The following is a 22291-nucleotide window of genomic DNA, read 5'->3' on the forward strand; positions in this document are numbered from 1 at the left end:
TCGTGAGGGTCGCCGTCCAGATCGGGTCGACGGTCGTCCGGGTCGCCCGGCCCGGGCCCGACGGGGTCCCGCGGGTCGTGGAGGTGCCGGCCGAGCCGGGCGTGCCGCTGCCGGTCCTGCTGCGCGGGCTCGTCGACGCCGGGGCGGAGGTGGTGCTCGTCGGGACACCGGCCGCGGCGTGGCCCGGACCGGTGGCCGCGGTCCCCGTCGCCGTCGCGGTCGCGGCGGGCCGGCGGGAGCTGGTCGTCGTCGACGTGGGCGCGGCCGGCACGGAGGTCAGCCGCGTCCGCGACGGGCGGGTGGTGGCCCGGCGCGGCGCTCCGGGCGGTGACCGGCTGGACCGGGCCCTCGCCGGGCCGACCCGCGATCCCGGACGGGCCCGGCGGATCCGGGAGGCGGCGTCGCTGCGGGAGCCCGGCGGCGCCGTCACGGCGTCGCAGGTGCGGGCCGCGCTGGCCGCGACCTGGGCCGAGGTCGTCGAGGCGGTGCGGGCCGTCGCCGGGGGGCCGGGCGTGCCCGTGCTGCTCGTCGGGGGCGGTGCGCGCACCCCGGACCTGGCCGAGCACCTCGACGCGGCCGGGTTCCGCGACGTCACCGTGGCCGCCCGGCCGGAGGCGGCCGCGGTCCTCGCGGTGCGGCCCGGCCCGCCGCGCCCGGCGGTGGCGGCCCCGGCCGTGCGGTGGCTGCCCGCCGCGCCGTCGCGGACCCGGCGTCCGGTCCGGGCGGCGCTGGCCGTCGCCGCGGCGGTCGCCGTGCTCGGGACGCTCCACCTGCTCGGCCGGTCCGTCGATCCCGGGCCGCAGCCGCCGCCGGACGGGCTGCTCGCGCAGTACGGCTACCGGCTCGCGGTGCCGCCGGGCTGGGCGCACACCGGCGGGCTGCCGGAGCGGCGCCGCAGCCTGCTCACCCCCGTCGACGCCCCCGACGGCAGCGACCTGATCGCCGTCGAGGCCACCCCGCTGGGCTACGACGCGTCCGCCGAGCCCGAGCGGGCCGCGGCCGAGCTCCGGGCGGAGTTCGACGCCGCGGGGCCCGGCCTGTCCGGCTACGACCCGGCCGCGCGGTTCGGCGGGCGCGCCGTCACCGCGTACCGGGAGCGCGACGGTGCCACCGAGGTCGACTGGTACGTCGTCCTCGACGCCGGCACCCAGCTCAGCGTCGGCTGCCGGCACACCCCGGCGGGTGCGGCGGCGGTGGAGCGGGCCTGCGGGCTGGTCGTGGCCACGATCCGCGGCGGCTGACCGTTCGCGCCAGCACACCGCTTCCCCGAACGGCCGCGCGGCGGCCCCCGGCACTGGCACGGTCCACCGTACGGAGGTGGCCGCACGGCCACCGCGGAGGAGGAGTGCGATGGACGGGTTCGGCACCTCGACCGAGGACATGATGGCCGCCGGGGCGCGGGCGATGGAGGTGCGGGACACCGTCCTGGCCGACCTGCGGGCGCTGCAGGGCAGGCTCGCGCCGCTCGCGTCGGCGTGGTCCAGCGACAGCTACCGCGTGTTCGTGCAGCTCGTGGCCCGCTGGGACGCCGACGCCAACCGGCTCGGCGAGGCGCTCGGCGCGATCGGCGAGGCGATCCGCACGTCGGGCGCGGGCTACCAGGCGTCCGAGGACGCCTCGCGCGACGGGCTGAGCACCATCACCGCGGCTCTGGGCTGAAGGGGGACGGGACATGGCGGAGATCAAGGTCGGGTTCGCCGCGCTGGCCACGGCGCAGGAGGACATCCGGGCCACGACGAAGCGGATGAACGACCGGCTCACCGAGCTCGAGGACGGGCTCCGGCCGATCACGGCGACCTGGCAGGGCGAGGCCGCGCAGTTCTACCGCGAGAAGCAGCGGGAGTGGAACGCCGCCGCCGTCGACATCGCGGCGGTGCTCGACCGGATCGGCCGCGCGGTCGGCACCGCGAACGAGAACTACCAGCAGGCCGAGGCCCGCAACCTGTCGTTCTGGACCTGAGCGCGACGGTCCGGAGGGGGCGTTTTGACCCTCCTCCGGACCGGCGGGTACCCTCGACAACCGATAGTGCGGCGGGAGGTCGTGCGCTCTTCCGAGCGCACCCCGCCTCCGGGGCCCGGTGCCCTTTTCCGCACCACACGCACCAGAGGTAGCTCCCGAGCCCGCAGTTCGACGAGCCTAGACAGCGACGAGGTAGGTCCGTGTCCACGTACAGCCCGAAGCCCGGCGAGATCAACCGCGCCTGGCACGTGATCGATGCTACGGACGTGGTGCTCGGCCGCCTCGCCACGCACGCCGCCACGCTCCTGCGCGGCAAGCACAAGCCGACGTACGCCCCGCACATGGACACCGGTGACTTCGTGGTCATCGTGAACGCCGAGAAGATCTCCGTGTCCGGCAACAAGCGCGACGACAAGTTCGTCTACCGCCACAGCGGTTTCCCGGGTGGTCTGCGCCAGCGCTCGGTCGGCGAGATGATCGAGAAGCAGCCCGACCGCCTGGTCGAGAAGGCCGTCAAGGGCATGCTGCCGAAGAACAAGCTCGGTCGGGCCATGGGCAAGAAGCTCAAGGTCTACGCCGGCCCGAACCACCCGCACGCCGCGCAGCAGCCGGCCGCGTTCGAGATCGTCCAGGTCGCTCAGTGACCAGCTCCGAGGAAGAAGGACAGACCGTGACCAGCCCCGAGCCCGAGGTCGAGGCCCCCGCGGAGACGCAGGCCGTCGAGGCTGAGGCCAGCTCCGACGAGGTCGCCGAGGTCGACGCCGTCGCCGACGACGCCGAGGTCGACGCCACCGACGAGGCCGTCGCCGACGAGGACTACGACACCGACGTCGAGGTCGACGTCGCGAGCGACCTGCCGGCCGCCGTGTTCTCCGACCGCCCGGTGCAGACCGTCGGCCGTCGCAAGGAGGCCGTCGTCCGCGTCCGCCTCATGCCCGGCAGCGGCAACTTCACGCTCAACGGCAAGAGCCTCGAGACCTACTTCCCGAACAAGCTGCACCAGCAGCTGATCCGGGAGCCGCTCGTGCTGCTCGAGAAGACCGAGCGCTTCGACATCTTCGCCAACCTGCACGGTGGCGGGATCTCCGGCCAGGCCGGTGCGCTGCGCCTGGCCATCGCCCGCGCGCTGATCGAGGTCGACTCCGAGGACCGCCCGCCGCTGAAGAAGGCCGGCTTCCTCACCCGCGACCCGCGCGTCATCGAGCGCAAGAAGTACGGCCTCAAGAAGGCCCGCAAGGCGCCCCAGTACAGCAAGCGCTGAGCATGGGCGAACGACGTCTCTTCGGTACCGACGGCGTTCGCGGACTGGCCAACGGCGAGCTCCTCACCCCGGAGCTCGCCGTTGCGCTGTCCGCGTCCGCCGCGCGCGTGCTCGCCGAGCGCGACCGCACCCACCGTCCGGTCGCGGTCGTCGGGCGCGATCCCCGCGCCAGCGGCGAGATGCTCGAGGCGGCCGTCGTCGCCGGGCTCACCTCGGCGGGGGCCGACGCCGTGCGGGTCGGCGTGCTGCCGACGCCCGCCGTGGCGCACCTCGTCGACGCGCTCGGCGCCGACCTGGGCGTGATGATCTCCGCCTCGCACAACCCGATGCCGGACAACGGCATCAAGCTCTTCGCCTCCGGCGGGCACAAGCTGCCCGACGCGCTGGAGATCGCCGTCGAGGACGGCATGCGCGACACCGGCCCGCGCCCCACCGGTGCCGGCATCGGCCGCGTCCGCGACCTCCCCGACGCCGCCGAGCGCTACACCGCCCACCTGATCGACGGCACGCCGTCGCTCGCGGGGCTGCGCGTCGTCGTCGACTGCGCGCACGGCGCCGCGTCCACCGTCGCGCCCGACGCCTACCGCCGCGCGGGGGCCGAGGTCGTCGCCCTGCACGCCGAGCCGGACGGGCTCAACATCAACGACGGGGTCGGGTCCACGCACCTCGGACCGCTGCAGGCCGCCGTCCGCGAGCACGGGGCCGACCTCGGGATCGCCCACGACGGCGACGCCGACCGGTGCCTCGCCGTCGACGCCGCGGGCGCCGTGATCGACGGCGACCGGATCATGGCCGTGCTGGCCGTCGCGATGCGGGACGCGGGCGAGCTCGCCCGGGACACGCTGGTCACCACGGTGATGAGCAACCTCGGGCTGCACCTGGCGATGGAGGCGGCCGGGATCGCGGTGCGCACCACCGCCGTCGGCGACCGCTACGTGCTGGAGGAGCTGCGGGCCGGCGGGTTCACCCTCGGTGGCGAGCAGTCCGGGCACGTCGTGCTGCCCGCGCGGTCCACCACCGGCGACGGCCTGCTCACGGCGCTGCGGCTGATGGCCCGGATGGCGGAGACCGGGTCGTCGCTGGCGGAGCTGGCGGGGATCGTCACCCCGCTGCCGCAGGTGCTGCAGAACGTCGTCGTCGGGGACAAGGGCGCGGTGGCCGCGTCCACGGCCGTGCGCGACGCCGTCGAGGCCGCGCAGGTGGAGCTGGGCGGCACCGGCCGGGTGCTGCTGCGGCCGTCGGGCACCGAGCAGCTGGTGCGGGTGATGGTCGAGGCCCCCACCGAGGAGCAGGCCCGCGACACCGCCGCCGCGCTGGCCGAGGTCGTCGCCGCGGCGGGCTGAGTTCGCGCGTTCCGCCCCGCGGCGGGTGCGGGTGGGTCAGGATCGGGCCATGCCGTCCGAGCTGCTCCTGGATCCCGACCGGCTGCACGTGCACGGCCGGCGGCTGTCGGCCCTGCTGGCCGACCTGGCGCCGCTGCCGTGGGTCGACGCGGCCACCCGCGACGGTCTGGCCGCGACGCCGGGCGGCCCCGCGGTGCTCGCCGAGCTCGACCGCGCCGCGGCCGCCGTCGATCGGGCCGGGCGGGAGCTGGCCGCGCTGGCCGCCGCGCTGCACGTCGCCGCGTACGCCGCGGCGGCGGCCGACGACGCCGCCACCGCCGGGCTGGCCGCGCTCACGGACCGGCCGTGAACGCGGAGGACGCCCTGCTCACCGCGGCCGGGCTGCTCGCCGTCACCGGCGCCCGGCTGCGGGACGCGCTGCCCGCGCTGCGGCGGGTGGTCGCCGACGTCGAGTCCGACTGGCTCGACGACGCGGGACGCGCGTGGGCGGAACGGGCGGGTCTGGTGCAGCGGGCGCTGGACCGGGAGGTCGACGCCGCGCTGGCCGCGGGGCGGCTCGTGGTGGCGGCGCTGGAGCGGCTGGCGACCCCGGTGGACGGGGCGGGGGCGGTCGATCCGGCGGCGGGGCCGGGCCCGGTGGCGGGCCGGCCGGGCGAGGGTCCGCCGCCCGGCGAGCCGGGCGGGGGCGGGACCCGGGCCGACGGTGCGGACGCCACCGCGTCGGTCGGTGGCGGTCCGGCTGGGTCGCGACCCGGCGGCCCGCGCCTGGCCGGCACCGATGCGCGGCGGGTCGACGACGAGCGCGGCATGAGCATCGCCCGGCTCTCCGACGACGCCGGGCCCGGCTGACGCGGATCCCTCGTCGGCCCCGGCGGGCTCAGCCGCGGGCGACGACCTCGGTGCCGGCGACCTTGCCGTCCACCACCTCGTCGAGCGGGTCACCGGTCTCGTCGCACAGCTCGCGCAGCAGGAACGCGGTGACCAGGCCGCGGGTGAGGCGGCGGGTCTTCGCGTCGGGGCTGCCCGCGAGCAGCAGGTCGCTCCAGTGGATGCCGTCGAGGAAGCCGGTGTGCGTGGCCTTCTTCAGCGTCCGCAGCACGACCGGCCCGCCCGCGGCCATCGCCACCGGCTCGGCGTGGCCGCGCGCGGGCGAGACGGTGTCGTTGCCGGCCGCGATGTGCAGGGTCGGGACGGTGACGGTGCGGGCCGCGTCGAGGGCCGACGGGCGGGTCTGCGCGGCGGCGATCGACACGACCGCCCGCACGCGGGAGTGCCCGGCGGCCGCGAGGATCGCGACGCCCCCGCCGATGCCGTGGCCGGCGAACGCGGTGCGGCGGGCGTCGACGCTGATCCGGCCGTCGCCCAGGCGCACGCCCGCGCACACGTCGAGGGTGGTGCGCAGGTCGGCGGCGAGCCCGGCGTGGCTCGGCAGCGCGCCGCGGTGGCTGCCCGGGGCGGCGGCGACGATGCCCCAGGTGGCGAGGTGGCGCAGCAGGTCGGCGTAGCGGTCGGCCGGCTGGAGCCAGTCGTGCGCGAACGCGACGGCGGGCAGGCCGAGCCCCTCCTCCGGGGCGAACAGGACGCCCGGGATGCCGACCATGCCGAGATCGCCGCGCAGCGCGGTAAGCGGTCCCGGGCGGGAGAGCTGGTCGAGGGCGTCCTTCCCCCGGCGCAGCCCGGAGAGCTGCGCGTGCACCGCGTCGGGCGAGGACGATCGGGTCCGGGTCACAGCGCAGAACCGTAGTACCGCGCGGCGTCCGTCGCCGGTCCGGGACGGGCGTGACCCGATCGTGTCCGGTGGCCGGGAGCCCGGCGGACCTCCCGGATCGGGTCCGGACGCCCGCGGCGGACCGGCCGGACCGCCTACTGTCGCCGGCATGTGGGGTGTGTGGACGGCCGGGCAGATCCGGGACGCCGAGGCGTCGATGATGCGGCGGGTGCCCGGCGAGACGATCATGCGCCGGGCGGCGTACGGGCTCGCGGTGCGGATGCGGGCCGCGCTCGGGCCCGCCGTCGCGGGACGCCGGGTGGTGCTGCTGGTCGGCGCCGGCCACAACGGGGGCGACGCGCTGTGGGCCGGGTACGAGCTGCGCCGCCGCGGCGTCGCGGTGACCGCGGTGCTGCTGGTGCCGGACCGGGCGTACGAGCCGGGGCTCAGGGCCCTGCGCCGGGTCGGGGGCCGGGTCGCCGGGGCCGACGGGGCCGCGGCGCTGGTGGAGCGGGCCGACCTCGTGGTGGACGGGATCGTCGGGATCTCCGGGCGCGGCCCGGTGCGCGACCCCGGGGCCGGGCTGGTGGCCGCGGCCGCGCGGGCCGGGGTGCCGGTCGTGGCCGTGGACCTGCCCAGCGGCGTCGACACCGACACCGGCGAGGTCCACGACCCCGCGGTCCGGGCCGACGCGACCGTGACCTTCGGGGCCCGCAAGCCGGTGCACGCGCTGGCCGCGCCGTCGTGCGGGCCGGTGCACCTCGTCGACTTCGGGCTGGGCCCGTACCTGCCCGAGCCGCACGCGCAGGTGCTCGAGGCCGCCGACGTCGCGGCCCGCTGGCCGATCCCGGGGCCGACCGACGACAAGTACACGCAGGGCGTCGTCGGGATCGCGGCCGGCTCGGCGGTCTACCCCGGCGCGGCCGTGCTGGCCGCGGGCGCCGCGGTGCTCGCCACCAGCGGGATGGTCCGCTACGCGGGAACCGGGGCCGAGGCCGTGCACGCGCGGTGGCCGGAGGTGGTGGCGACCCGGGACGTCGACGCGGCGGGGCGGACCCAGGCCTGGACGGTCGGGCCCGGCTCGGGCACCGACGACGCCGGTCGCGCGACGGTCCGGGCCGCGCTCGACCGCGACGTCCCGCTGTGCCTCGACGCCGACGCGATCACCCTGCTCGGGGCGCACGCCGACCTGCGCGACGCCGTGCGCGGCCGGCCGGTCGTGGTGACGCCGCACGACCGGGAGTTCGCCCGGCTGGCCGGGGACGTGGGAGCCGACCGGATCGGCGCGGCGCGGCGGGCGGCCGCCGACCTCGGGGTGACCGTGCTGCTCAAGGGCAACGCGACCGTCGTCGCCGCCCCGGACGGACGCGCGCTCGTGCACCCGTCGACGACGTCGTGGGCGGCCACGGCGGGATCGGGCGACGTGCTGTCCGGGATCATCGGGGCCCTGCTCGCCGCCGGGCTGGAGCCCTGGTGGGCGGCGGGGTGCGGCGCGTTCGTGCACGCCCGCGCCGCCGAGATCGCCGCCGACGGGGCCCCCGCCCCGGCCTCCCTGATGCAGGCCGCGATCCCGGCGGCCGTCCGTTCCCTGTTCGCCCCGGCCACCGCCCAAGATCGTCCGCGGTGAGGGGACGCACGCCCGCCGCGGGACCCCCGGCCGCGGCCGGTGATGCGATGATGCCGTCGTGACTTCGTCGGGGACGGCCCGGGTCGAGGCGGTGATCGACCTCGACGCCGTGCGCCACAACATCGGGGTGCTCGCCGCCGCGGCCGCGCAGGCCCAGGTCATGGCCGTGGTCAAGGCCGACGGGTACGGCCACGGGGCCGTGCCGGTCGCGCGGGCCGCGCTCTCGGCCGGGGCGACCTGGCTGGGCGTCTGCACGATCGAGGAGGCGCTGGAGCTGCGGGCGGCCGGGATCACGGCCCCGCTGCTGTCGTGGCTGCACGTGCCCGACGACGACTTCGCCGCCGCGGTCGCCGCCGATGTCGACCTGTCGGTGTCCTCGCGCGAGCACCTCGCCGCCGTGCTGGCCGGGGCCCGGGCGGCCGGGCGCCTGGCGCGGCTGCACCTCAAGATCGACACCGGGCTGTCCCGCAACGGCGCCCCCGCGGCGGCGTGGGCCGACCTGCTCGACGACGCCGCGAAGGCCGCCGCCGACGGCACCTGCGAGGTGACGGCCGTGTGGTCGCACCTGGCGCACGCCGACGCCCCGCACCACCCGACGCTCGACCGGCAGGCCACCCGGCTCACCGCCGCCTGGCAGGCCGCCCGCGACCGGGGCCTCGCCCCGCTGCGGCACCTGGCGAACTCCGCGGCCACCCTCACCCGGCCCGACCTCCACTTCGACATCGTCCGTCCGGGCATCGCCGTCTACGGTCTCGACCCGCTCGACCGGCCCGTCGAGGAGAGCCCGCTGCGCCCGGTGATGACGCTGCGGGCGCGCGTCGCGCTGGTGAAGCGGGTGCCCGCGGGCGAGGGCGTGTCCTACGGCCACGAGTGGACCACCCCGGCGGAGACGACGCTGGCGCTGATCCCCGCGGGCTACGCCGACGGGGTGCCGCGGCGGCTGAACCGCAACGCCCGGATGCAGGTGCTGATCGGTGGCCGGCTGCGGCCGGTGGTCGGGCGGGTGTGCATGGACCAGGTGGTGGTCGACTGCGGCCCGGACACCGACGTGCGGCCCGGTGACCACGCGGTGCTGTTCGGTCCGGGTGACGACGGCGGCCCCACCGCCCAGGACTGGGCCGACGAGCTCGACACGATCCACTACGAGATCGCCACGGGTGTGCACGGCAACCGCGTGACCCGCACCGTGGTCGGCGCGTCGTGAAGCGGCCCGGGGTCTGGCAGACCGTCGGTGTGGCGGGTGGCGTCGTGGGCGCGGCCGCCACCGGCGTGGCGGTGGGCGCGGCCGCCCGCAAGCGCAAGCAGATCGCCACCGCCCGGCGGCGGCTCGCGACGCAGATGTCGGAGGGCTCGTCCGAGCCGGGGATGCTCCCGCCGGGTGAGCCCTCGTCGGTGACCGCCGACGACGGCGTGCGGCTGTCCTGCGAGGAGATCGACCTCTCCGACGGCCCCGCCGACGCCCCGGTCCTCACCGTCGTCCTCGTGCACGGGTTCGCCCTCGACCGCCGCACCTGGCACTTCCAGCGCCGGTCGCTGGCCGAGCTGGTCGACCCCGCCGTGCGGCTGGTCCTGTACGACCAGCGCAGCCACGGCCGCTCCGAGCGCGCCTCGCGGGAGAGCTGCACGATCGAGCAGCTCGGCCGCGACCTCGACGCCGTGATCCGCGCGCTCGCCCCGGAGGGCCCGCTGGTGCTCGTCGGGCACTCCATGGGCGGCATGACGCTCATGGCGCTGGCCGAGCAGCACCCGGAGCTGTTCACCGAGCGCGTGCTCGGGGTGGCCCTGGTCGCCACCTCGGCGGGCGAGGTGGCGAGCGCCGGCCTGCAGGGCGCGCTGCTGTCGCGGCGCAACCCGCTGACCCGGGGTGTCGGCCTGCTCGCCCGGCTGCAGCCCACGCTCGTCGACGTGGTGCGGGGGGTGGCGGGCGACCTGATCTGGGCGATCACCCGCAGCTTCGCGTACGGCGACCGCAGCGTGGCGCCCTGGCTGGTCGACCTGGTGGACACCATGATCAGCTCCAACGCGGTCGACGCGCTGACCGACTTCGTCGACACCGTGGGCAGCCACGACCGGGTGGCGGCGCTGCCCGCACTCGCGGGTTGCGAGGTGCTCGTGGCCGCGGGCGAGGCCGACCGCGTGATCCCGTTCGCGCACTCCGAGCGGATCGCGGCGGAGCTGCCCGACGCGACGCTGGTGCGCTTCCCCGGGGTGGGGCACCTGCCGATGCTGGAGCAGCACGAGGCGATGGACGAGGCGCTGATCGGGCTGCTGCAGCGCAGTGCGGCACGCATCGGGACCGGCTCGGGCACCGACACCGGTCCCGGGCGGCCGCGGCGGTTCCGGAGGCGGGCATGAGCGCGCGGCAGCACGACGCCGCCCCCGTCGCGCCGGACCCCGCCCCCGCACCGGACCCCGCCCCGCTGGAGCTGCCCGACGTCGCCGACACCGAGGCGCTGGGCGAACGACTGGCGGCCGGTCTCGCGGCCGGTGACCTGGTGGTGCTGTCGGGCCCGCTGGGCGCGGGCAAGACGGCGTTCGTGCGGGGGCTCGCCCGCGGGCTCGGGGTGAGCGGCCCGGTGACGTCGCCGACGTTCGTGATCGCCCGCGAGCACCGCGCCGGACCGCGGGGGGTGCCGCTGGTGCACGTCGACGCGTACCGCCTCGGGATGGCCGCCGACGTGGCCGCGGAGCTGGACGACCTCGACCTCGACACCGACCTCGCCGACGCGGTGGTGGCCGTGGAGTGGGGCGAGGGGGTGGCCGAGCGGCTCTCGGCGCGGCACCTGCTGGTGCGCCTGCACCGGCGCCCCGACGACGTGCGGGAAGCGACGGTCGTGCGGGTGGAGGCCCCGGGGGACCAGACGCCGTGACCGTCGAGGCCGTGATCTTCGACTGGGGCGGCACGCTGACGCCCTGGATCTCCCTCGATCCGCACGACGCGTGGCGGGCCTACGCGTGCACCCGGCACTCCGACGACGACGAGCGCGCCGCGGAGCTCGCCGCCGCGCTCCTCGCGGCCGACGACGCGCGGTGGGCCGGCGTGCGCGACTCCCACCGCGCGTTCACCACCGCCGACGTGATCGCCGACGCGGAGGCGGGCCACGACCCCGCCGCGCTCGACGCCTACCGCGACGTGTGGGTGCAGGCCACCCACACCGACCCCGAGGCGGCGCCGATGCTCGCCGAGCTGAGCGAGCGCGGCCTGCTGCTCGGTGTGCTCTCCTCGACGGCCTGGCCCGGGGACTGGCACGAGGAGTGGCTGCGCCGCGACGGCGTGCTCGACTACTTCGACGCCTGCGTGTGGAGCAGCGACCTGGCCTTCACCAAGCCGCACCCCACCGCGTTCCGGGCCGCGATGGACGGGCTGGGCGTGGCGCACCCCGAACGCTGCGTGTACGTCGGCGACCGGCCCTACGACGACATCAGTGGGGCGAAGGGCATCGGGATGAGGGCGGTGCTGGTGCCCCACTCCGACATCCCGCTCGTGCAGCAGGTGCCGGTGGACGTGCACCCCGACGGCGTGATCCAGAGCCTCGCCGATCTCCCGGACCTGCTCGCGGACTGGTGAACCCGGCCGGGTGCTCACGGCCCGGACTCCCCCGCGCCCGGTGGGCGGGGTGGCGGGGTGGGGTGTCTCGGTCATGGCGCCGACGGTCCGGCTCCACCCCGACAGGACCCGCCCCGACCACCGACCGCGATCGCGAGTTGTCCACATCGGCGGGAGTTGTCCACAGGTCGGCGGCCCGTCGGCACGGGACGGGAGGGACGCTCGTAGCCTGGGCGGGTGCTCGTACTGGCCCTGGACACCGCGACACCCGCCGTCACCGCGGGTGTCGTCGAGCTGACGACGGACGCGGTCGTACCCCGGTCGGTGCGCGTCGTGCACGATCCGCGCAAGCACGCGGAGCTGCTCATGCCGGGGGTGCTCGCCGCGTGCGCCGACGCCGGGACGGCGCTGCGGGAGATCGGCGCGATCGTCGTCGGCACCGGGCCGGGCCCGTTCACCGGGCTGCGGGTCGGGATGGTCACCGCGGCCGCCCTCGGTGACGCGCTCGGCGTGCCGGTGCACGGCGTGTGCTCCCTCGACGCGATCGCCGCCGATGCCGTCGATGCGGCCGCGATCGACGCGGCCGCGGGTGCCGGGCCGCTGCTCGTCGTCACCGACGCCCGGCGCCGCGAGGTCTACTGGGCGGTTTACGACGGGTCCGGGGCCCGGACCGACGGCCCGCACGTGGAGTCACCCGCGGCGCTGGTCGAGCGGGGCCTGTCGGTGGCCGCGGCCGCGGGCGGGTCGGCCGCGGGCCTGGGGTGGCCGGTGCGCGAGCCGGCGGCGCCGTCGCCGCGCGGGCTGGTCGCGGTCGCCGCGTCGGCGGTGCGGGCGGGCGGCGATCCCGGGCCGCTGGAGCCGCTGTACCTGCGCCGCCCCGACGCCCAGGAGCCGGGTGCGCGCAAGAAGGTGAGCGCGTGATGACCATCGACGAGCTGCGCGAGGACGACGCGCCCCGCTGCGCCGAGCTGGAGGGGCTGCTGTTCCCCGAGGACGACCCGTGGAGCGAGCGCGCCTTCCGCGACGAGGTCCGGATGGGGCACCTCTACCGCGCCGCCCGCGAGGGCGACACGCTCGTCGGGTACGCCGGGCTCGCGTTCGTCGCGGGCCCGCCGCAGGCCGAGGCGGAGATCCACACGATCGGCGTCGACCCGTCCCACCAGGGCCGCGGGATCGGCCGCACGCTGCTGCGCGAGCTGCTGGCCGTCGCCGACGCCGAGCGGGCCACGGTGTTCCTCGAGGTCCGCACCGACAACGCACCCGCACGCGCGCTCTACGAGTCGGAGGGATTCACCGTGGTCGGCCTGCGCAGGCGCTACTACCGGCCCAGCGGGGCCGACGCCCACACGATGCGGAGGGACGCCCGGTGATCGTCCTGGGCATCGAGACCTCGTGCGACGAGACCGGGGTCGGGATCGTGCGCGCCGACGGTCCGGCACCGGAGCTGCTGGCCAACGAGGTGGCGTCCTCGGTCGACGAGCACGCGCGCTTCGGCGGCGTGGTGCCGGAGGTCGCCTCGCGCGCCCACCTGCAGGCGATGGTGCCCGCGGTGCGCCGGGCGCTCGCGACCGCCGGGATCGCCGCGCGCGACGTCGACGCCGTCGCCGTCACCGCGGGGCCGGGGCTCACCGGGGCGCTGCTCGTCGGGGTCGCCGCGGCGAAGGCCTACGCCACCGCGTGGGACGTGCCGCTCTACGGCGTCAACCACCTCGCCGCGCACGTCGCCGTCGACACGCTGCAGAACGGTCCGCTGCCGCCGTGCCTCGCGCTGCTGGTCTCCGGCGGGCACTCCAGCCTGCTCGACGTGCCCGACGTCGCCGGGCCGGTCACGCCGCTTGGCGCCACCATCGACGACGCCGCGGGAGAGGCCTTCGACAAGATCGCCCGCCTCCTCGGGCTGCCGTTCCCCGGGGGCCCGCACGTCGACCGCGTGGCCCGCGACGGCGACCCGCGCGCGGTGGCCTTCCCCCGCGGCCTCACCGGCCCCCGCGACGCCCCCTTCGACTTCTCCTTCTCCGGCCTGAAGACCGCGGTCGCCCGGCACGTCGAGGCGCTGGAGCGGGCGGGCACCCCGGTGCCCGTCGCCGACGTGGCGGCGAGCTTCCAGGAGGCCGTCGTCGACGTGCTCACGGCGAAGGCCGTGCGGGCGGCGCGGGAGCGGGGGATGGAGACGCTGCTGCTCGGCGGCGGGGTCGCGGCCAACTCGCGGCTGCGGGCGCTCGCCCAGGAGCGCTGCGACGCCGCGGGCATCGTGCTGCGCGTGCCCCGCCCGGGCCTGTGCACCGACAACGGGGCCATGGTGGCGGCGCTCGGCGCGCACCTGCTCGTCGGCGGGGCGCCGGCGAGCCCGCTGGACCTGCCGGCCGACTCCTCGATGCCGGTCACCGAGGTGCTGGTCTCCTAGGCGCTGGTCTCCGAGGCGCCGGTCACCGGGGCGCCGGTCGGGTAGCTAGTCGCCGGCGGCGGAGAGACGGCCCAGCTCGTCGTCGGACAGCTCCAGGGTCAGCGCCGGGACCAGGGCGGCGAGCTGCCCGGGGGTGCGGGCGCTCGCGATCGGCGCGGCGACCGTCGGCTGTGCCGCGAGCCAGGCCAGGGCGACCGCCGCCACCGGCACGTCGTGCGCGGCCCCGATGTCGTCGAGCGCGGCCAGCACCGCGGTGCCGCGGTCGTCGAGGTAGGCCAGCGCGCCCTCGGCCCGCACGCTCGCGACGTCCGGCCCGCCGGTCCGGTACTTGCCGGTGAGGAAGCCCTTGGCCAGCGCGTAGTACGGCAGGCACGCGATCCCCTCCGCGGCGAGCAGCGGGGCGAGCCCGGTCTCGAACTCCGTGCGCTCCACCAGGTTGTAGTGCGGCTGGGCGGCGACGTAGGAGGTGGTGCCCGCGGAGAGGTCGAGCGCGCTGCGCAGGCGCTCGGCGGAGAAGTTGGAGGCGCCGATCTCGCGCACCGACCCGGCGCGGACGAGCGCGTCGAACGCGGAGAGGGTCTCCTCCTGGGCGGTGTCCGGGTCGTCCTTGTGGGCCCAGTACAGGTCGATGCGGTCGGTGCGCAGGCGCCGCAGGGAGTCCTCGCAGGCCGCGCGGATGTTCGCCGCCGACAGGCCCGGGCGGGTCGGGAGCGAGCCGACCTTCGTGGCGATGACGACGTCGTCGCGGTTGCCGCGCTCGGCCATCCAGTCGCCGATGATCGTCTCGGACTCGCCGCCGGAGTTGCCGGGCACCCGCCACATGTAGGAGTCGGCCGTGTCGATCACGGTGCCGCCCGCGGCCACGAAGCCGTCGAGGACCGCGAAGGACGCCTCCCGGTCGGCCGTCCACCCGAACACGTTCGCGCCCAGGCAGAGCCGGGACACCTCCAGAGAACCGATCGTCGCCATGCCGGCGACGCTACGCCGGGCGCAGCAGGTTCACGATCGCGACGAGTCCCACGACGACGATCACCGCGCGCAGCACCGACTGGGGGAGTCGCCGCCCGATCCGGGACCCGAGCAGCCCGCCCGCCGACGACCCGACGGCGATCAGCCCGACGATCCGCCAGTCGACCTGGTCGGGCGCGACGACCAGGAAGGTCCCGGCGGCGACCGCGTTGACGCAGGTCACGAGCCCGTTCTTGAGCGCGTTGAGCCGCTGCAGCGTCTCGGTCATCACCGTGCCCAGCAGCCCGACGAGCAGGATGCCCTGCGCGCCGCCGAAGTAGCCGCCGTAGACGCCGCAGGCCGCGGTGGCGACCAGCGCCGCCGGTCCGACGTCGGGCCGGTCGGACCGCCCGGGGCGCCGGGCCAGCGCCCGCGCGATCCACGGCTGCACGGCCACCAGCAGCACGGCGACGCCGATCAGCACCGGCACCACCGCCCGGAACGCCGACGCGGGCAGCACCAGCAGCAGCACCGCACCCGCGGCGCCGCCGAGCACCGACATCGACCCGAGCACGAGCAGTCGGCGCCGCTGGTCGGCCAGCTCGCGGCGGTACCCCCACACGCTCGCGACCCCGCCGGGCACGAGCCCGATGTTGTTGGAGACGTTCGCGAGCACCGGCGGGAAGCCGAGCGCGAGCAGCGTGGGGAACGTGATCAGCGACCCCGATCCCACCGCGGCGTTGATCGCCCCCGCCGCGGTGCCCGCGAGCAGGATCAGCACGACGTCGAGCGCGGTCATCGGGCCCCCTCCCGGCGGGCCCCGGTGCCCGCTCCCGCACCCTCCTCCGTGATCGGCGGGAGCGGTTAGGGCGTGCGCCACGTCAGGCGGGGTTCAGTCCCGGCCGCCGGTCCTCCACCACGAACGACGCGCGCGTCTCGACCGGCGCCCCCGGCCGCTGGACGTAGGGCAGCACGCGGAAGTCGGCCGTCAGCTCGTCGGCGGTGAACCGGGTGCGGACGTAGCCGCGGCGGTTGTCGAACAGCCGGATGTGCGGGTTGTCGGCCAGCTGCCCCGCGGTGTCCTCGGTCGTCTCCGACCCGTCGCCGCCGGAGGTGATCGAGGTCGACACCAGCTCGGTGCCGACCACGGGCGACCCCGGGTCGTCGAAGCGGCGCTTCACGTCGGCGGCCCAGTGCGCGTGCACGTCCCCGGTGAGCACCACGACGTTGCGCGTCCCCGCCTGCACCCACGAGTCGACGACGCGGTCGCGCGAGGCGGTGTAGCCGTCCCACGCGTCGGGGTTGAACCCGCGCGCCTCGCCGGGCACGTAGTCGACCTGGGAGAAGAACACCTGCTGCCCGAGCACGTCCCAGCGGGCGCGCGACTGCGCGAAGCGGTCGGCCAGCCACCGCTCCTGCTCCGAGCCGGGCAGCGACGCGGCGGGGTCGTCGCGCGCGTCGCAGGTGGCGGGGAAGGCGTCGTCGCACGGCTGGTCGCTGCGGTACTGGCGGGTGTCGAGCATGTGGAACGCGGCGGTGCGACCCCAGCCGACGCTGCGGTAGAGCTGCATGTCCGGACCGTCGGGCCGCTGGGCGGCGCGCAGCGGCATGTTCTCCCAGTACGCCCGGAACGCCGCGGCCCTCCGGTCGGCGAAGTCCCCGCCCGCCGGGTCGAGCGGCAGCTCGCGCACGTCGTCGGCCCAGTTGTTCTCCACCTCGTGGTCGTCGAACACGACCAGCCACGGGGCGACGGCGTGCGCGGCCCGCAGGTCGGCGTCGGTCTTGTACTGGGCGTGGCGCTGCCGGTAGCCCGCGAGCGTCGTGGTCTCCGGGCCGACGTGGTCGCGCACGTTGTCCGGCTGCGTCACGTAGTCGTCGGCGACGTACTCGTAGAGGTAGTCGCCCAGGTGCAGCACCAGGTCCGGCTCCTCCTCGGCCAGTCGCGCGTAGGCGGTGAAGAAGCCGTGCTCGAACTGCGAGCACGAGGCGAAGCACATCGTCAGCGGGGCCATCGACGTCGGCGGCGGCGCCGTGCGGGTGCGCCCGACGGGGGACACCGCCCCGTCCGCGCGGAAGCGGTAGAAGTACTCGTGGCCCGGGCGCAGCCCGGCGAGCTCGACGTGGACGCTGTGCCCCAGCTCCGGCCCGGTGGTCTCGACCCCGCGGCGCACGACCCGGCGGAAGCGCTCGTCGGAGGCCAGTTCCCACTCGACGTCGGTGTGCCGCTCACCCATCCCGCCGAGCCCGTCGTCGGCCAGCGGGTCGACGGCGAGGCGGGTCCACAGCACGACCCCGTCGGGCGCGGGTTCCCCGGACGCCACGCCGAGGGTGAACGGGTCGCCCCGGCGGGCCGACGCCGCGGCGGGCGGCGCCGTCAGCAGGCCGGTGGGGACGGCCAGTGCGGCGGAGGCGGCGACCCCGGCCAGCAGGACGGATCGGCGGTCGGTGGTGGTGCGCGCGTCGACGGTCACGTCCGGCAGCGTGGGTCACCCGGTCGTGCGCGGCGTGGCCCGCACGGCACGACCCGGTGAACGTCGGGCCACCGTTGAGGGATTGGCACTCTCATGGGTAGAGTGCCAACGCACGCCGAGATCGAACCCGGCCCCCCGGCACCCGCGGCGGCGGGGAGCCCGGTCGGTCTCGCGTCGTACCCGATCAGAGCCGATACACGTACACCCCGAAGGGGAGGTCATCGTCGTGGCGAACATCAAGCCGCTCGAGGACAAGATCGTCGTCCAGGCCAGCGAGGCGGAGACCACGACCGCGTCCGGCATCGTCATCCCGGACACCGCCAAGGAGAAGCCCCAGGAGGGCAAGGTCCTCGCGGTCGGCCCCGGCCGTATCGACGACAACGGCAACCGCGTCCCGCTGGACGTGGCGGTCGGCGACGTCGTCATCTACTCGAAGTACGGCGGCACCGAGGTCAAGTACAACGGCGAGGAGTACCTCATCCTCTCCGCGCGCGACGTGCTCGCGGTCGTCAACTGACGCAGGCAGTTCTGCAGTACCGCCGCCCCGGTGGTCCCTCGACCGAGCGGGCCACCGGGGCGTCGGCATTTCGTGAGTAACCAGAGAGGCAGGACATGCCGAAGCAGATCAGCTTCGACGAGCAGACCCGCCGCGCACTCGAGCGTGGGGTGAACCAGCTCGCGGACGCGGTCAAGGTCACCCTCGGCCCGCGCGGCCGGCACGTCGTCATCGACAAGAAGTTCGGTGGTCCGACCGTCACCAACGACGGCGTGACCATCGCCCGCGAGATCGACCTCGAGGACCCGTTCGAGAACCTCGGGGCCCAGCTCGCCAAGACCGTCGCCACCCGCACGAACGACGTCGCGGGTGACGGCACCACCACCGCCACCGTGCTCGCCCAGGCCATGGTGGCCGCGGGCCTGCGCAACGTCGCCGCGGGTGCGAACCCGATGGCGCTGGGCAAGGGCATCTCCGCCGCCGCCGACGCGGTCGCCGACTTCCTCAAGGAGAAGGCGATCCCGGTCGACGACAAGGAGCACATCGCCCAGGTCGGCACGATCGCCTCGCGTGAGCAGGAGATCGGCAACCTGATCAGCGAGGCGCTCAAGGCCGTCGGCAAGGACGGCGTGATCACCATCGAGGAGGGCTCCACGCTCGCCACCGAGCTGGAGATCACCGAGGGCCTGCAGTTCGAGAAGGGCTACCTCTCCCCGTACTTCGTGACCGACTCGGAGTCGATGGAGGCGGTGCTGGAGAACGCCTACGTCCTGCTGCACCGCGACAAGATCGGCGCCATCGCCGACCTGCTGCCGCTGCTGGAGAAGGTGCTCGCCGACGGCAAGCCCCTCCTCATCATCGCGGAGGACCTCGAGGGCGAGGCGCTCTCGACCCTGGTCGTCAACTCGATCCGCAAGACGGTCAAGGTCGCCGCGGTCAAGTCGCCGTTCTTCGGCGACCGCCGCAAGTGGTTCATGGAGGACCTGGCCATCGCCACCGGCGGCACGGTCATCAACGCCGAGGTCGGGCTGAAGCTCTCCGAGGCAGGGCTGGACCTGCTGGGCACGGTCCGCCGTGTCGTCGTCACGAAGGACGCCACCACCCTCGTCGAGGGTGGCGGCCCGAAGTCCGCCGTCGACGACCGGGTCGCGCAGCTCAAGCGCGAGATCGAGGACGCCACGTCCGACTGGGACCGCGAGAAGCTGCAGGAGCGGCTGGCCAAGCTGGCCGGCGGCGTCGCGGTGATCAAGGTCGGGGCGGCCACCGAGACCGCGCTCAAGGAGCGCAAGCACCGCATCGAGGACGCGGTGTCGGCCACCCGGGCCGCGGTCGAGGAGGGCATCGTGCCCGGCGGCGGTTCCGCGCTGGTGCAGGCGGCCAAGACGCTGGAGGGCGGCCTCGGCCTCACCGGCGACGAGGCCACCGGCGTCTCGATCGTCCGCAAGGCCCTGTCGGCGCCGCTGTTCTGGATCGCCGCCAACGGTGGCTTCGAGGGCTCGGTCGTCGTCAACAAGGTCTCCGAGCAGGAGTGGGGCCACGGCTTCAACGCCGCCACCCTCACCTTCGGCGACCTGCTGGCCGACGGCGTCATCGACCCGGTGAAGGTCACGCGCTCCGCCGTGGTCAACGCCGCGTCGATCGCGCGCATGGTGCTCACCACCGAGAGCGCCGTCGTCGACAAGCCGGCCGACGCCCCGGCGGCCCCCGCCGGTGGCGGTCACGGCCACGGGCACGGCCACTAGCACCACCCGCACGACGAACGGGCCACCTCCGGATCGGAGGTGGCCCGTTCTGCTTCACGGAACCGGTGCGGCCTGCCGCCGCGCCGGCCCCGGCGTCATCGGGGTGTGTGCACCACCGGTGCGGGATCGGCCATCTTCAGCGTGCGCTCCTTGCCGCGGATGATGTCGTCGCGCTCGGACTCCGACAGCCCGCCCCACACGCCGTACGGCTCGTGGACGGTGAGGGCGTGCCGCCGGCACTGCTCCAACACCGGGCAGGTCCCGCAGACCTGCTTGGCCCGGGTCTCGCGGTTGACCCGCGCCGGGCCCCGCTCACCCTCCGGGTGGAAGAAGAAGCCGCTGTCCATCCCGCGGCACGATCCGTGCATCTGCCAGTCCCAGATGTCCGTCACCGGGACCGGGAGCCTTCTGATGTCCGCCACGACTGCATCTCCTCAACGACGACCGTGCTTCCCGGTCGGAATGCCCATCGTAGAACCGCTTCAAACCTTGTTCAAGCTCTGCGAGGGAGGGGATGCGGTTGCCCTTCGCCGGGTGGGCCCGCACGATGGGCGGATGCACTCCGAGCCGACGGCGGCGGCACCCGTCCCGCCGCCGGTCGCCCCTGATCAGGACGGCCCCCCGGCCGACGAGCCCGCGCCGGAGCCCGCAGAACCGACCTCCGCCGGCCCGGCCGACGGGGGCGTCGAGGTGCCGCGGCTCACGGTCGCGGCCGTGGCCCGCCGGCTCGGCATCGCCCCGTCCACGCTGCGCACGTGGGACCGCCGCTACGGAGTCGGCCCCGGCGGGCACGAGCCCGGCCGCCACCGCCGCTACGCCGCCGACGACGTCGCGCGGCTGGAGCTGATGCAGCACGCACTGCTGCGCGGGGTGTCGCCCGTCGACGCCGCGGAGTACGCCCGCACCGCCCGCCTGCCCCGCCCCGACGCCGACGGGCCCCGGCGACTGCCGGCGGGACCCGGCACCCCGGCCGGCCCGGACGAGCCCGACCCGGACGAGCCCGACCCGGACGAGCCCGACGCGGGCGGCCCCCTGCTGCTCACCGACGCCTCCGGTGACGGCCGGGCCGCCACCCGGGTGCGGGTCGGTGGCCGGGCGCTGCGCCTGCCCGGGGCCGGCCGCACGGCCCGCGGGCTGGGACGGGCGGCGCTGGCGCTCGACGCGGCGACGATCCGGACGCTGCTGGAGGAGTCGATCGAGGCCGACGGCATCGTCGAGACCTGGGACTCCGTGGCGCGGCCCGTGCTGTCCGCGGTGGCCCAGCGCTGGGCCGACACCGGGGCCGGGATCGAGATCGAGCACCTGATCAGCGAGTGCGTGATCGCGGTGTTCGGGCGGCACGCGGCCGAGGCCCCCCCTGCGCGCAACCCCCGTCCGGTGCTGCTCGCGGGGATGCCGGGGGAGTACCACACGCTCCCGCTGGTGGCGCTGGCCGCGACGCTGGCCGACCGGTACGTCGAGAGCCGGTCGCTGGGGTCGAACCTGCCCTCCGACGCGCTCGTCGCCGCGATCCGGCGGACCGCCCCGGCCGCCGTCGTGCTGTGGTCGCAGCTCCCGCCGAGCGCCGACCTCGGGCTGCTGCGGTCGCTGCCCCGCACCCGCCCGCGGTTCCGGACGTTCGTCGCCGGGCCGGGCTGGGCGGGCAAGGAGCTGCCCCCGCGGGTCGGGGTGTTCGGCTCGCTCACCGACGCCGGCACCCAGCTCGCCGAGGCGGTGCTGGTCTGACGGCCCCGTCCCCCCTCCGCGACGCGGCGTTCGGTGGGTCCCCGGGCGCGGCGGTCCGCGTCGGCCCCGGCGCGTCCCCCGTCGACCGCTGGTGCGCGGCCGTGGCCCTCGGGGGTCAGGGGCGCTTCGCCGCGGCCGCGACGCTGCTGCTGGACCTGCTGGTCGACCCGGGGATCCCGGCCGGGGTCGCCGCGCACGCCGCGGTGACCCTCGCCGCCCACCGCAGGCAGCGCGGGGGACACGCACTGGCCCGGCCCCTCGACGCCCGCGGGCTGCGGCTGGCCGCGACCGCACCGCCCGCGCCCCCGTGCCCGGACGGCACCGACGCGGGAGCCGCCGCCGTCGACGCGCTCGTCGGGCTGGCCGCCGACGCGCTCGGGCTCGGCGACCCGGTGGCGGGCCGGCTGCTCGACGCGGCCGAGGCGCGGCGGCACCCGTCCTGGCGGACCGCGGTGCGCATCGGCTGGGTGCGGGCGGAGGCGGCGCTGTACGCGGGACGCGCGGCGGACGGGGAGGAGCCGGCCCGGCGGGCGCTGGAGCTGGCCCGGGAGGCGGGCTCGGTGCGGCACGTCGTGAAGTCCCGGTTGGTGCTCGCGGTCGTCCGAGCGGTTGCTCACCCGAACGGAGCAGTGTTCACTGAGCTGGACGCGGTGGCCGAGACCGCCGACCGGGCGGGGTTGCTGCCCCTGTCGGGTCCCGCCCGGGGGGCCTGGCTCGACCTGTCGAGGGACGACCTGTCGCCGTCCGTGATCAAATCGTCACCGATCGCAAACGACGGTGCGGTGGATCGATCGCACGAAGCGGCGAACGGTCAGCCGAGCGGTCCGGCGCGCCGACGACACGCCGTGGCTCGCACGGCGAGCGTCCTTTACCAGCTCAGCGACCCTGTGGGCAGGGGCCTGACGGGGGAGCCGGTGCGGGGTGCTGCACGGACCTCGGTAATGTAATTACTCCATTCGGAACCTCGTCACCCACATGACGAGTGCCACTCGGCGCAACCCTCCCGAATGGAGGGCACAAAAGGGCCCTGATCGTGTCAAGGTGGAGCGGTCACCCGCC

Annotated in this window: 25 protein-coding genes; 20 read left to right on the plus strand and 5 right to left on the minus strand. The window is 76.0% G+C overall.

Features of this window, described 5'->3' with window-relative positions:
- Positions 1–2 precede the first annotated feature (2 nt).
- From H6H00_RS12375 to H6H00_RS12410, 8 genes are all read left to right on the plus strand, one after another.
- Positions 3–1241: a type VII secretion-associated protein gene (locus tag H6H00_RS12375; RefSeq protein ID WP_185721410.1), complete on the plus strand. Its 1239-nt coding sequence runs from the start codon at positions 3–5 to the stop codon at positions 1239–1241.
- Between the two features lie 109 nt (positions 1242–1350).
- Positions 1351–1659: a WXG100 family type VII secretion target gene (locus H6H00_RS12380; protein WP_185721411.1), complete on the plus strand. Its 309-nt coding sequence runs from the start codon at positions 1351–1353 to the stop codon at positions 1657–1659.
- A 13-nt stretch (positions 1660–1672) separates the two neighbouring features.
- Positions 1673–1960 (plus strand): WXG100 family type VII secretion target, encoded by a 288-nt coding sequence (locus tag H6H00_RS12385; protein WP_185721412.1) that lies wholly within the window; start codon positions 1673–1675, stop codon positions 1958–1960.
- 200 nt (positions 1961–2160) lie between these two features.
- Entirely contained in the window at positions 2161–2604 is a 444-nt protein-coding gene (gene rplM / locus H6H00_RS12390) for a 50S ribosomal protein L13 (protein WP_185721413.1), read from the plus strand.
- A 26-nt stretch (positions 2605–2630) separates the two neighbouring features.
- On the plus strand, positions 2631–3221 hold the full coding sequence (gene rpsI / locus H6H00_RS32255; protein ID WP_255425710.1) for a 30S ribosomal protein S9: 591 nt from the start codon (positions 2631–2633) through the stop codon (positions 3219–3221).
- Between the two features lie 2 nt (positions 3222–3223).
- Positions 3224–4564: a phosphoglucosamine mutase gene (glmM, locus tag H6H00_RS12400; protein ID WP_185721414.1), complete on the plus strand. Its 1341-nt coding sequence runs from the start codon at positions 3224–3226 to the stop codon at positions 4562–4564.
- Positions 4565–4613: 49 nt separating this feature from the next.
- Positions 4614–4913: a hypothetical protein gene (locus H6H00_RS12405; RefSeq protein ID WP_185721415.1), complete on the plus strand. Its 300-nt coding sequence runs from the start codon at positions 4614–4616 to the stop codon at positions 4911–4913.
- The gene (locus H6H00_RS12410) at positions 4910–5413 is read left to right on the plus strand and encodes a hypothetical protein (protein ID WP_185721416.1); all 504 of its coding nucleotides are present in this window, start codon (positions 4910–4912) and stop codon (positions 5411–5413) included. The genes H6H00_RS12405 and H6H00_RS12410 overlap by 4 nt, the downstream gene beginning before the upstream one ends.
- A gap of 28 nt (positions 5414–5441) precedes the next feature.
- Here the strand turns inward: H6H00_RS12410 and H6H00_RS12415 are convergent, their stop codons facing one another.
- Positions 5442–6293, minus strand: coding sequence for a dienelactone hydrolase family protein (locus H6H00_RS12415; RefSeq protein ID WP_255425711.1), 852 nt, complete (start codon positions 6291–6293; stop codon positions 5442–5444).
- Positions 6294–6441: 148 nt separating this feature from the next.
- On the opposite strand from H6H00_RS12415, the gene H6H00_RS12420 reads away from it, so the two are divergent.
- From H6H00_RS12420 to tsaD, 8 genes are all read left to right on the plus strand, one after another.
- On the plus strand, positions 6442–7899 hold the full coding sequence (locus H6H00_RS12420) for an NAD(P)H-hydrate dehydratase (protein ID WP_185721417.1): 1458 nt from the start codon (positions 6442–6444) through the stop codon (positions 7897–7899).
- A gap of 58 nt (positions 7900–7957) precedes the next feature.
- Positions 7958–9103: an alanine racemase gene (gene alr, locus H6H00_RS12425; protein WP_185721418.1), complete on the plus strand. Its 1146-nt coding sequence runs from the start codon at positions 7958–7960 to the stop codon at positions 9101–9103.
- A complete protein-coding gene (locus H6H00_RS12430) occupies positions 9100–10254 on the plus strand; it encodes an alpha/beta fold hydrolase (protein WP_185721419.1) in 1155 nt (384 codons plus the stop codon). The genes alr and H6H00_RS12430 overlap by 4 nt, the downstream gene beginning before the upstream one ends.
- On the plus strand, positions 10251–10769 hold the full coding sequence (gene tsaE, locus H6H00_RS12435) for a tRNA (adenosine(37)-N6)-threonylcarbamoyltransferase complex ATPase subunit type 1 TsaE (protein WP_185721420.1): 519 nt from the start codon (positions 10251–10253) through the stop codon (positions 10767–10769). Before H6H00_RS12430 ends, tsaE begins: the two co-directional genes overlap by 4 nt.
- Positions 10766–11467 carry an HAD family hydrolase gene (locus tag H6H00_RS12440; protein ID WP_185721421.1) on the plus strand — a complete coding sequence of 234 codons (702 nt, stop codon included), beginning with the start codon at positions 10766–10768 and terminating at the stop codon, positions 11465–11467. Before tsaE ends, H6H00_RS12440 begins: the two co-directional genes overlap by 4 nt.
- A gap of 216 nt (positions 11468–11683) precedes the next feature.
- Complete coding sequence (gene tsaB, locus H6H00_RS12445; protein ID WP_185721422.1) at positions 11684–12367, plus strand: tRNA (adenosine(37)-N6)-threonylcarbamoyltransferase complex dimerization subunit type 1 TsaB; 684 nt, start codon at positions 11684–11686, stop codon at positions 12365–12367.
- A complete protein-coding gene (gene rimI / locus H6H00_RS12450; protein ID WP_185721423.1) occupies positions 12367–12816 on the plus strand; it encodes a ribosomal protein S18-alanine N-acetyltransferase in 450 nt (149 codons plus the stop codon). The genes tsaB and rimI overlap by 1 nt, the downstream gene beginning before the upstream one ends.
- Positions 12813–13850, plus strand: coding sequence for a tRNA (adenosine(37)-N6)-threonylcarbamoyltransferase complex transferase subunit TsaD (gene tsaD, locus H6H00_RS12455; RefSeq protein ID WP_185721424.1), 1038 nt, complete (start codon positions 12813–12815; stop codon positions 13848–13850). Before rimI ends, tsaD begins: the two co-directional genes overlap by 4 nt.
- A gap of 45 nt (positions 13851–13895) precedes the next feature.
- Here the strand turns inward: tsaD and H6H00_RS12460 are convergent, their stop codons facing one another.
- The 3 genes from H6H00_RS12460 to H6H00_RS12470 all read right to left on the minus strand — a co-directional run bounded on the left by H6H00_RS12460 (position 13896) and on the right by H6H00_RS12470 (position 17278).
- Positions 13896–14819: an aldo/keto reductase gene (locus H6H00_RS12460; RefSeq protein WP_185721425.1), complete on the minus strand. Its 924-nt coding sequence runs from the start codon at positions 14817–14819 to the stop codon at positions 13896–13898.
- A 10-nt stretch (positions 14820–14829) separates the two neighbouring features.
- Positions 14830–15597, minus strand: coding sequence for a sulfite exporter TauE/SafE family protein (locus H6H00_RS12465; RefSeq protein WP_185721426.1), 768 nt, complete (start codon positions 15595–15597; stop codon positions 14830–14832).
- A gap of 82 nt (positions 15598–15679) precedes the next feature.
- On the minus strand, positions 15680–17278 hold the full coding sequence (locus H6H00_RS12470) for an alkaline phosphatase D family protein (RefSeq protein WP_221775951.1): 1599 nt from the start codon (positions 17276–17278) through the stop codon (positions 15680–15682).
- A gap of 217 nt (positions 17279–17495) precedes the next feature.
- On the opposite strand from H6H00_RS12470, the gene groES reads away from it, so the two are divergent.
- Positions 17496–17786 carry a co-chaperone GroES gene (groES, locus tag H6H00_RS12475; RefSeq protein WP_013677399.1) on the plus strand — a complete coding sequence of 97 codons (291 nt, stop codon included), beginning with the start codon at positions 17496–17498 and terminating at the stop codon, positions 17784–17786.
- A gap of 95 nt (positions 17787–17881) precedes the next feature.
- Positions 17882–19507 (plus strand): chaperonin GroEL, encoded by a 1626-nt coding sequence (groL, locus tag H6H00_RS12480; RefSeq protein ID WP_185721428.1) that lies wholly within the window; start codon positions 17882–17884, stop codon positions 19505–19507.
- Positions 19508–19602: 95 nt separating this feature from the next.
- On the opposite strand, the gene H6H00_RS12485 is transcribed toward groL, so the two are convergent.
- Positions 19603–19929, minus strand: a complete 327-nt coding sequence (locus H6H00_RS12485) for a WhiB family transcriptional regulator (RefSeq protein ID WP_304633107.1) — start codon at positions 19927–19929, stop codon at positions 19603–19605.
- 133 nt (positions 19930–20062) lie between these two features.
- On the opposite strand from H6H00_RS12485, the gene H6H00_RS32260 reads away from it, so the two are divergent.
- Entirely contained in the window at positions 20063–21232 is a 1170-nt protein-coding gene (locus H6H00_RS32260) for a MerR family transcriptional regulator (protein WP_255425712.1), read from the plus strand.
- A 101-nt stretch (positions 21233–21333) separates the two neighbouring features.
- Positions 21334–22179, plus strand: coding sequence for a hypothetical protein (locus H6H00_RS12495; protein ID WP_185721429.1), 846 nt, complete (start codon positions 21334–21336; stop codon positions 22177–22179).
- The last annotated feature ends 112 nt before the right edge of the window (positions 22180–22291 follow it).

The sequence above is a fragment of the Pseudonocardia petroleophila genome (genome assembly GCF_014235185.1).
In the GTDB taxonomy this organism is placed as follows: Bacteria; Actinomycetota; Actinomycetes; order Mycobacteriales; family Pseudonocardiaceae; genus Pseudonocardia; species Pseudonocardia petroleophila.

Bases quoted from the DNA above. Each gene is read 5' to 3' on its own strand.
- groL (WP_185721428.1), top strand. From the start codon at position 17,882: ATGCCGAAGCAGATCAGCTTCGACGAGCAGACCCGCCGCGCACTCGAG.
- H6H00_RS12460 (WP_185721425.1), bottom strand. From the start codon at position 14,819: ATGGCGACGATCGGTTCTCTGGAGGTGTCCCGGCTCTGCCTGGGCGCG.
- glmM (WP_185721414.1), top strand. From the start codon at position 3,224: ATGGGCGAACGACGTCTCTTCGGTACCGACGGCGTTCGCGGACTGGCC.
- H6H00_RS32260 (WP_255425712.1), top strand. From the start codon at position 20,063: ATGCACTCCGAGCCGACGGCGGCGGCACCCGTCCCGCCGCCGGTCGCC.
- H6H00_RS12420 (WP_185721417.1), top strand. From the start codon at position 6,442: ATGTGGGGTGTGTGGACGGCCGGGCAGATCCGGGACGCCGAGGCGTCG.
- rimI (WP_185721423.1), top strand. From the start codon at position 12,367: ATGACCATCGACGAGCTGCGCGAGGACGACGCGCCCCGCTGCGCCGAG.
- H6H00_RS12465 (WP_185721426.1), bottom strand. From the start codon at position 15,597: ATGACCGCGCTCGACGTCGTGCTGATCCTGCTCGCGGGCACCGCGGCG.
- H6H00_RS12380 (WP_185721411.1), top strand. From the start codon at position 1,351: ATGGACGGGTTCGGCACCTCGACCGAGGACATGATGGCCGCCGGGGCG.
- tsaE (WP_185721420.1), top strand. From the start codon at position 10,251: ATGAGCGCGCGGCAGCACGACGCCGCCCCCGTCGCGCCGGACCCCGCC.
- H6H00_RS12405 (WP_185721415.1), top strand. From the start codon at position 4,614: ATGCCGTCCGAGCTGCTCCTGGATCCCGACCGGCTGCACGTGCACGGC.
- H6H00_RS12385 (WP_185721412.1), top strand. From the start codon at position 1,673: ATGGCGGAGATCAAGGTCGGGTTCGCCGCGCTGGCCACGGCGCAGGAG.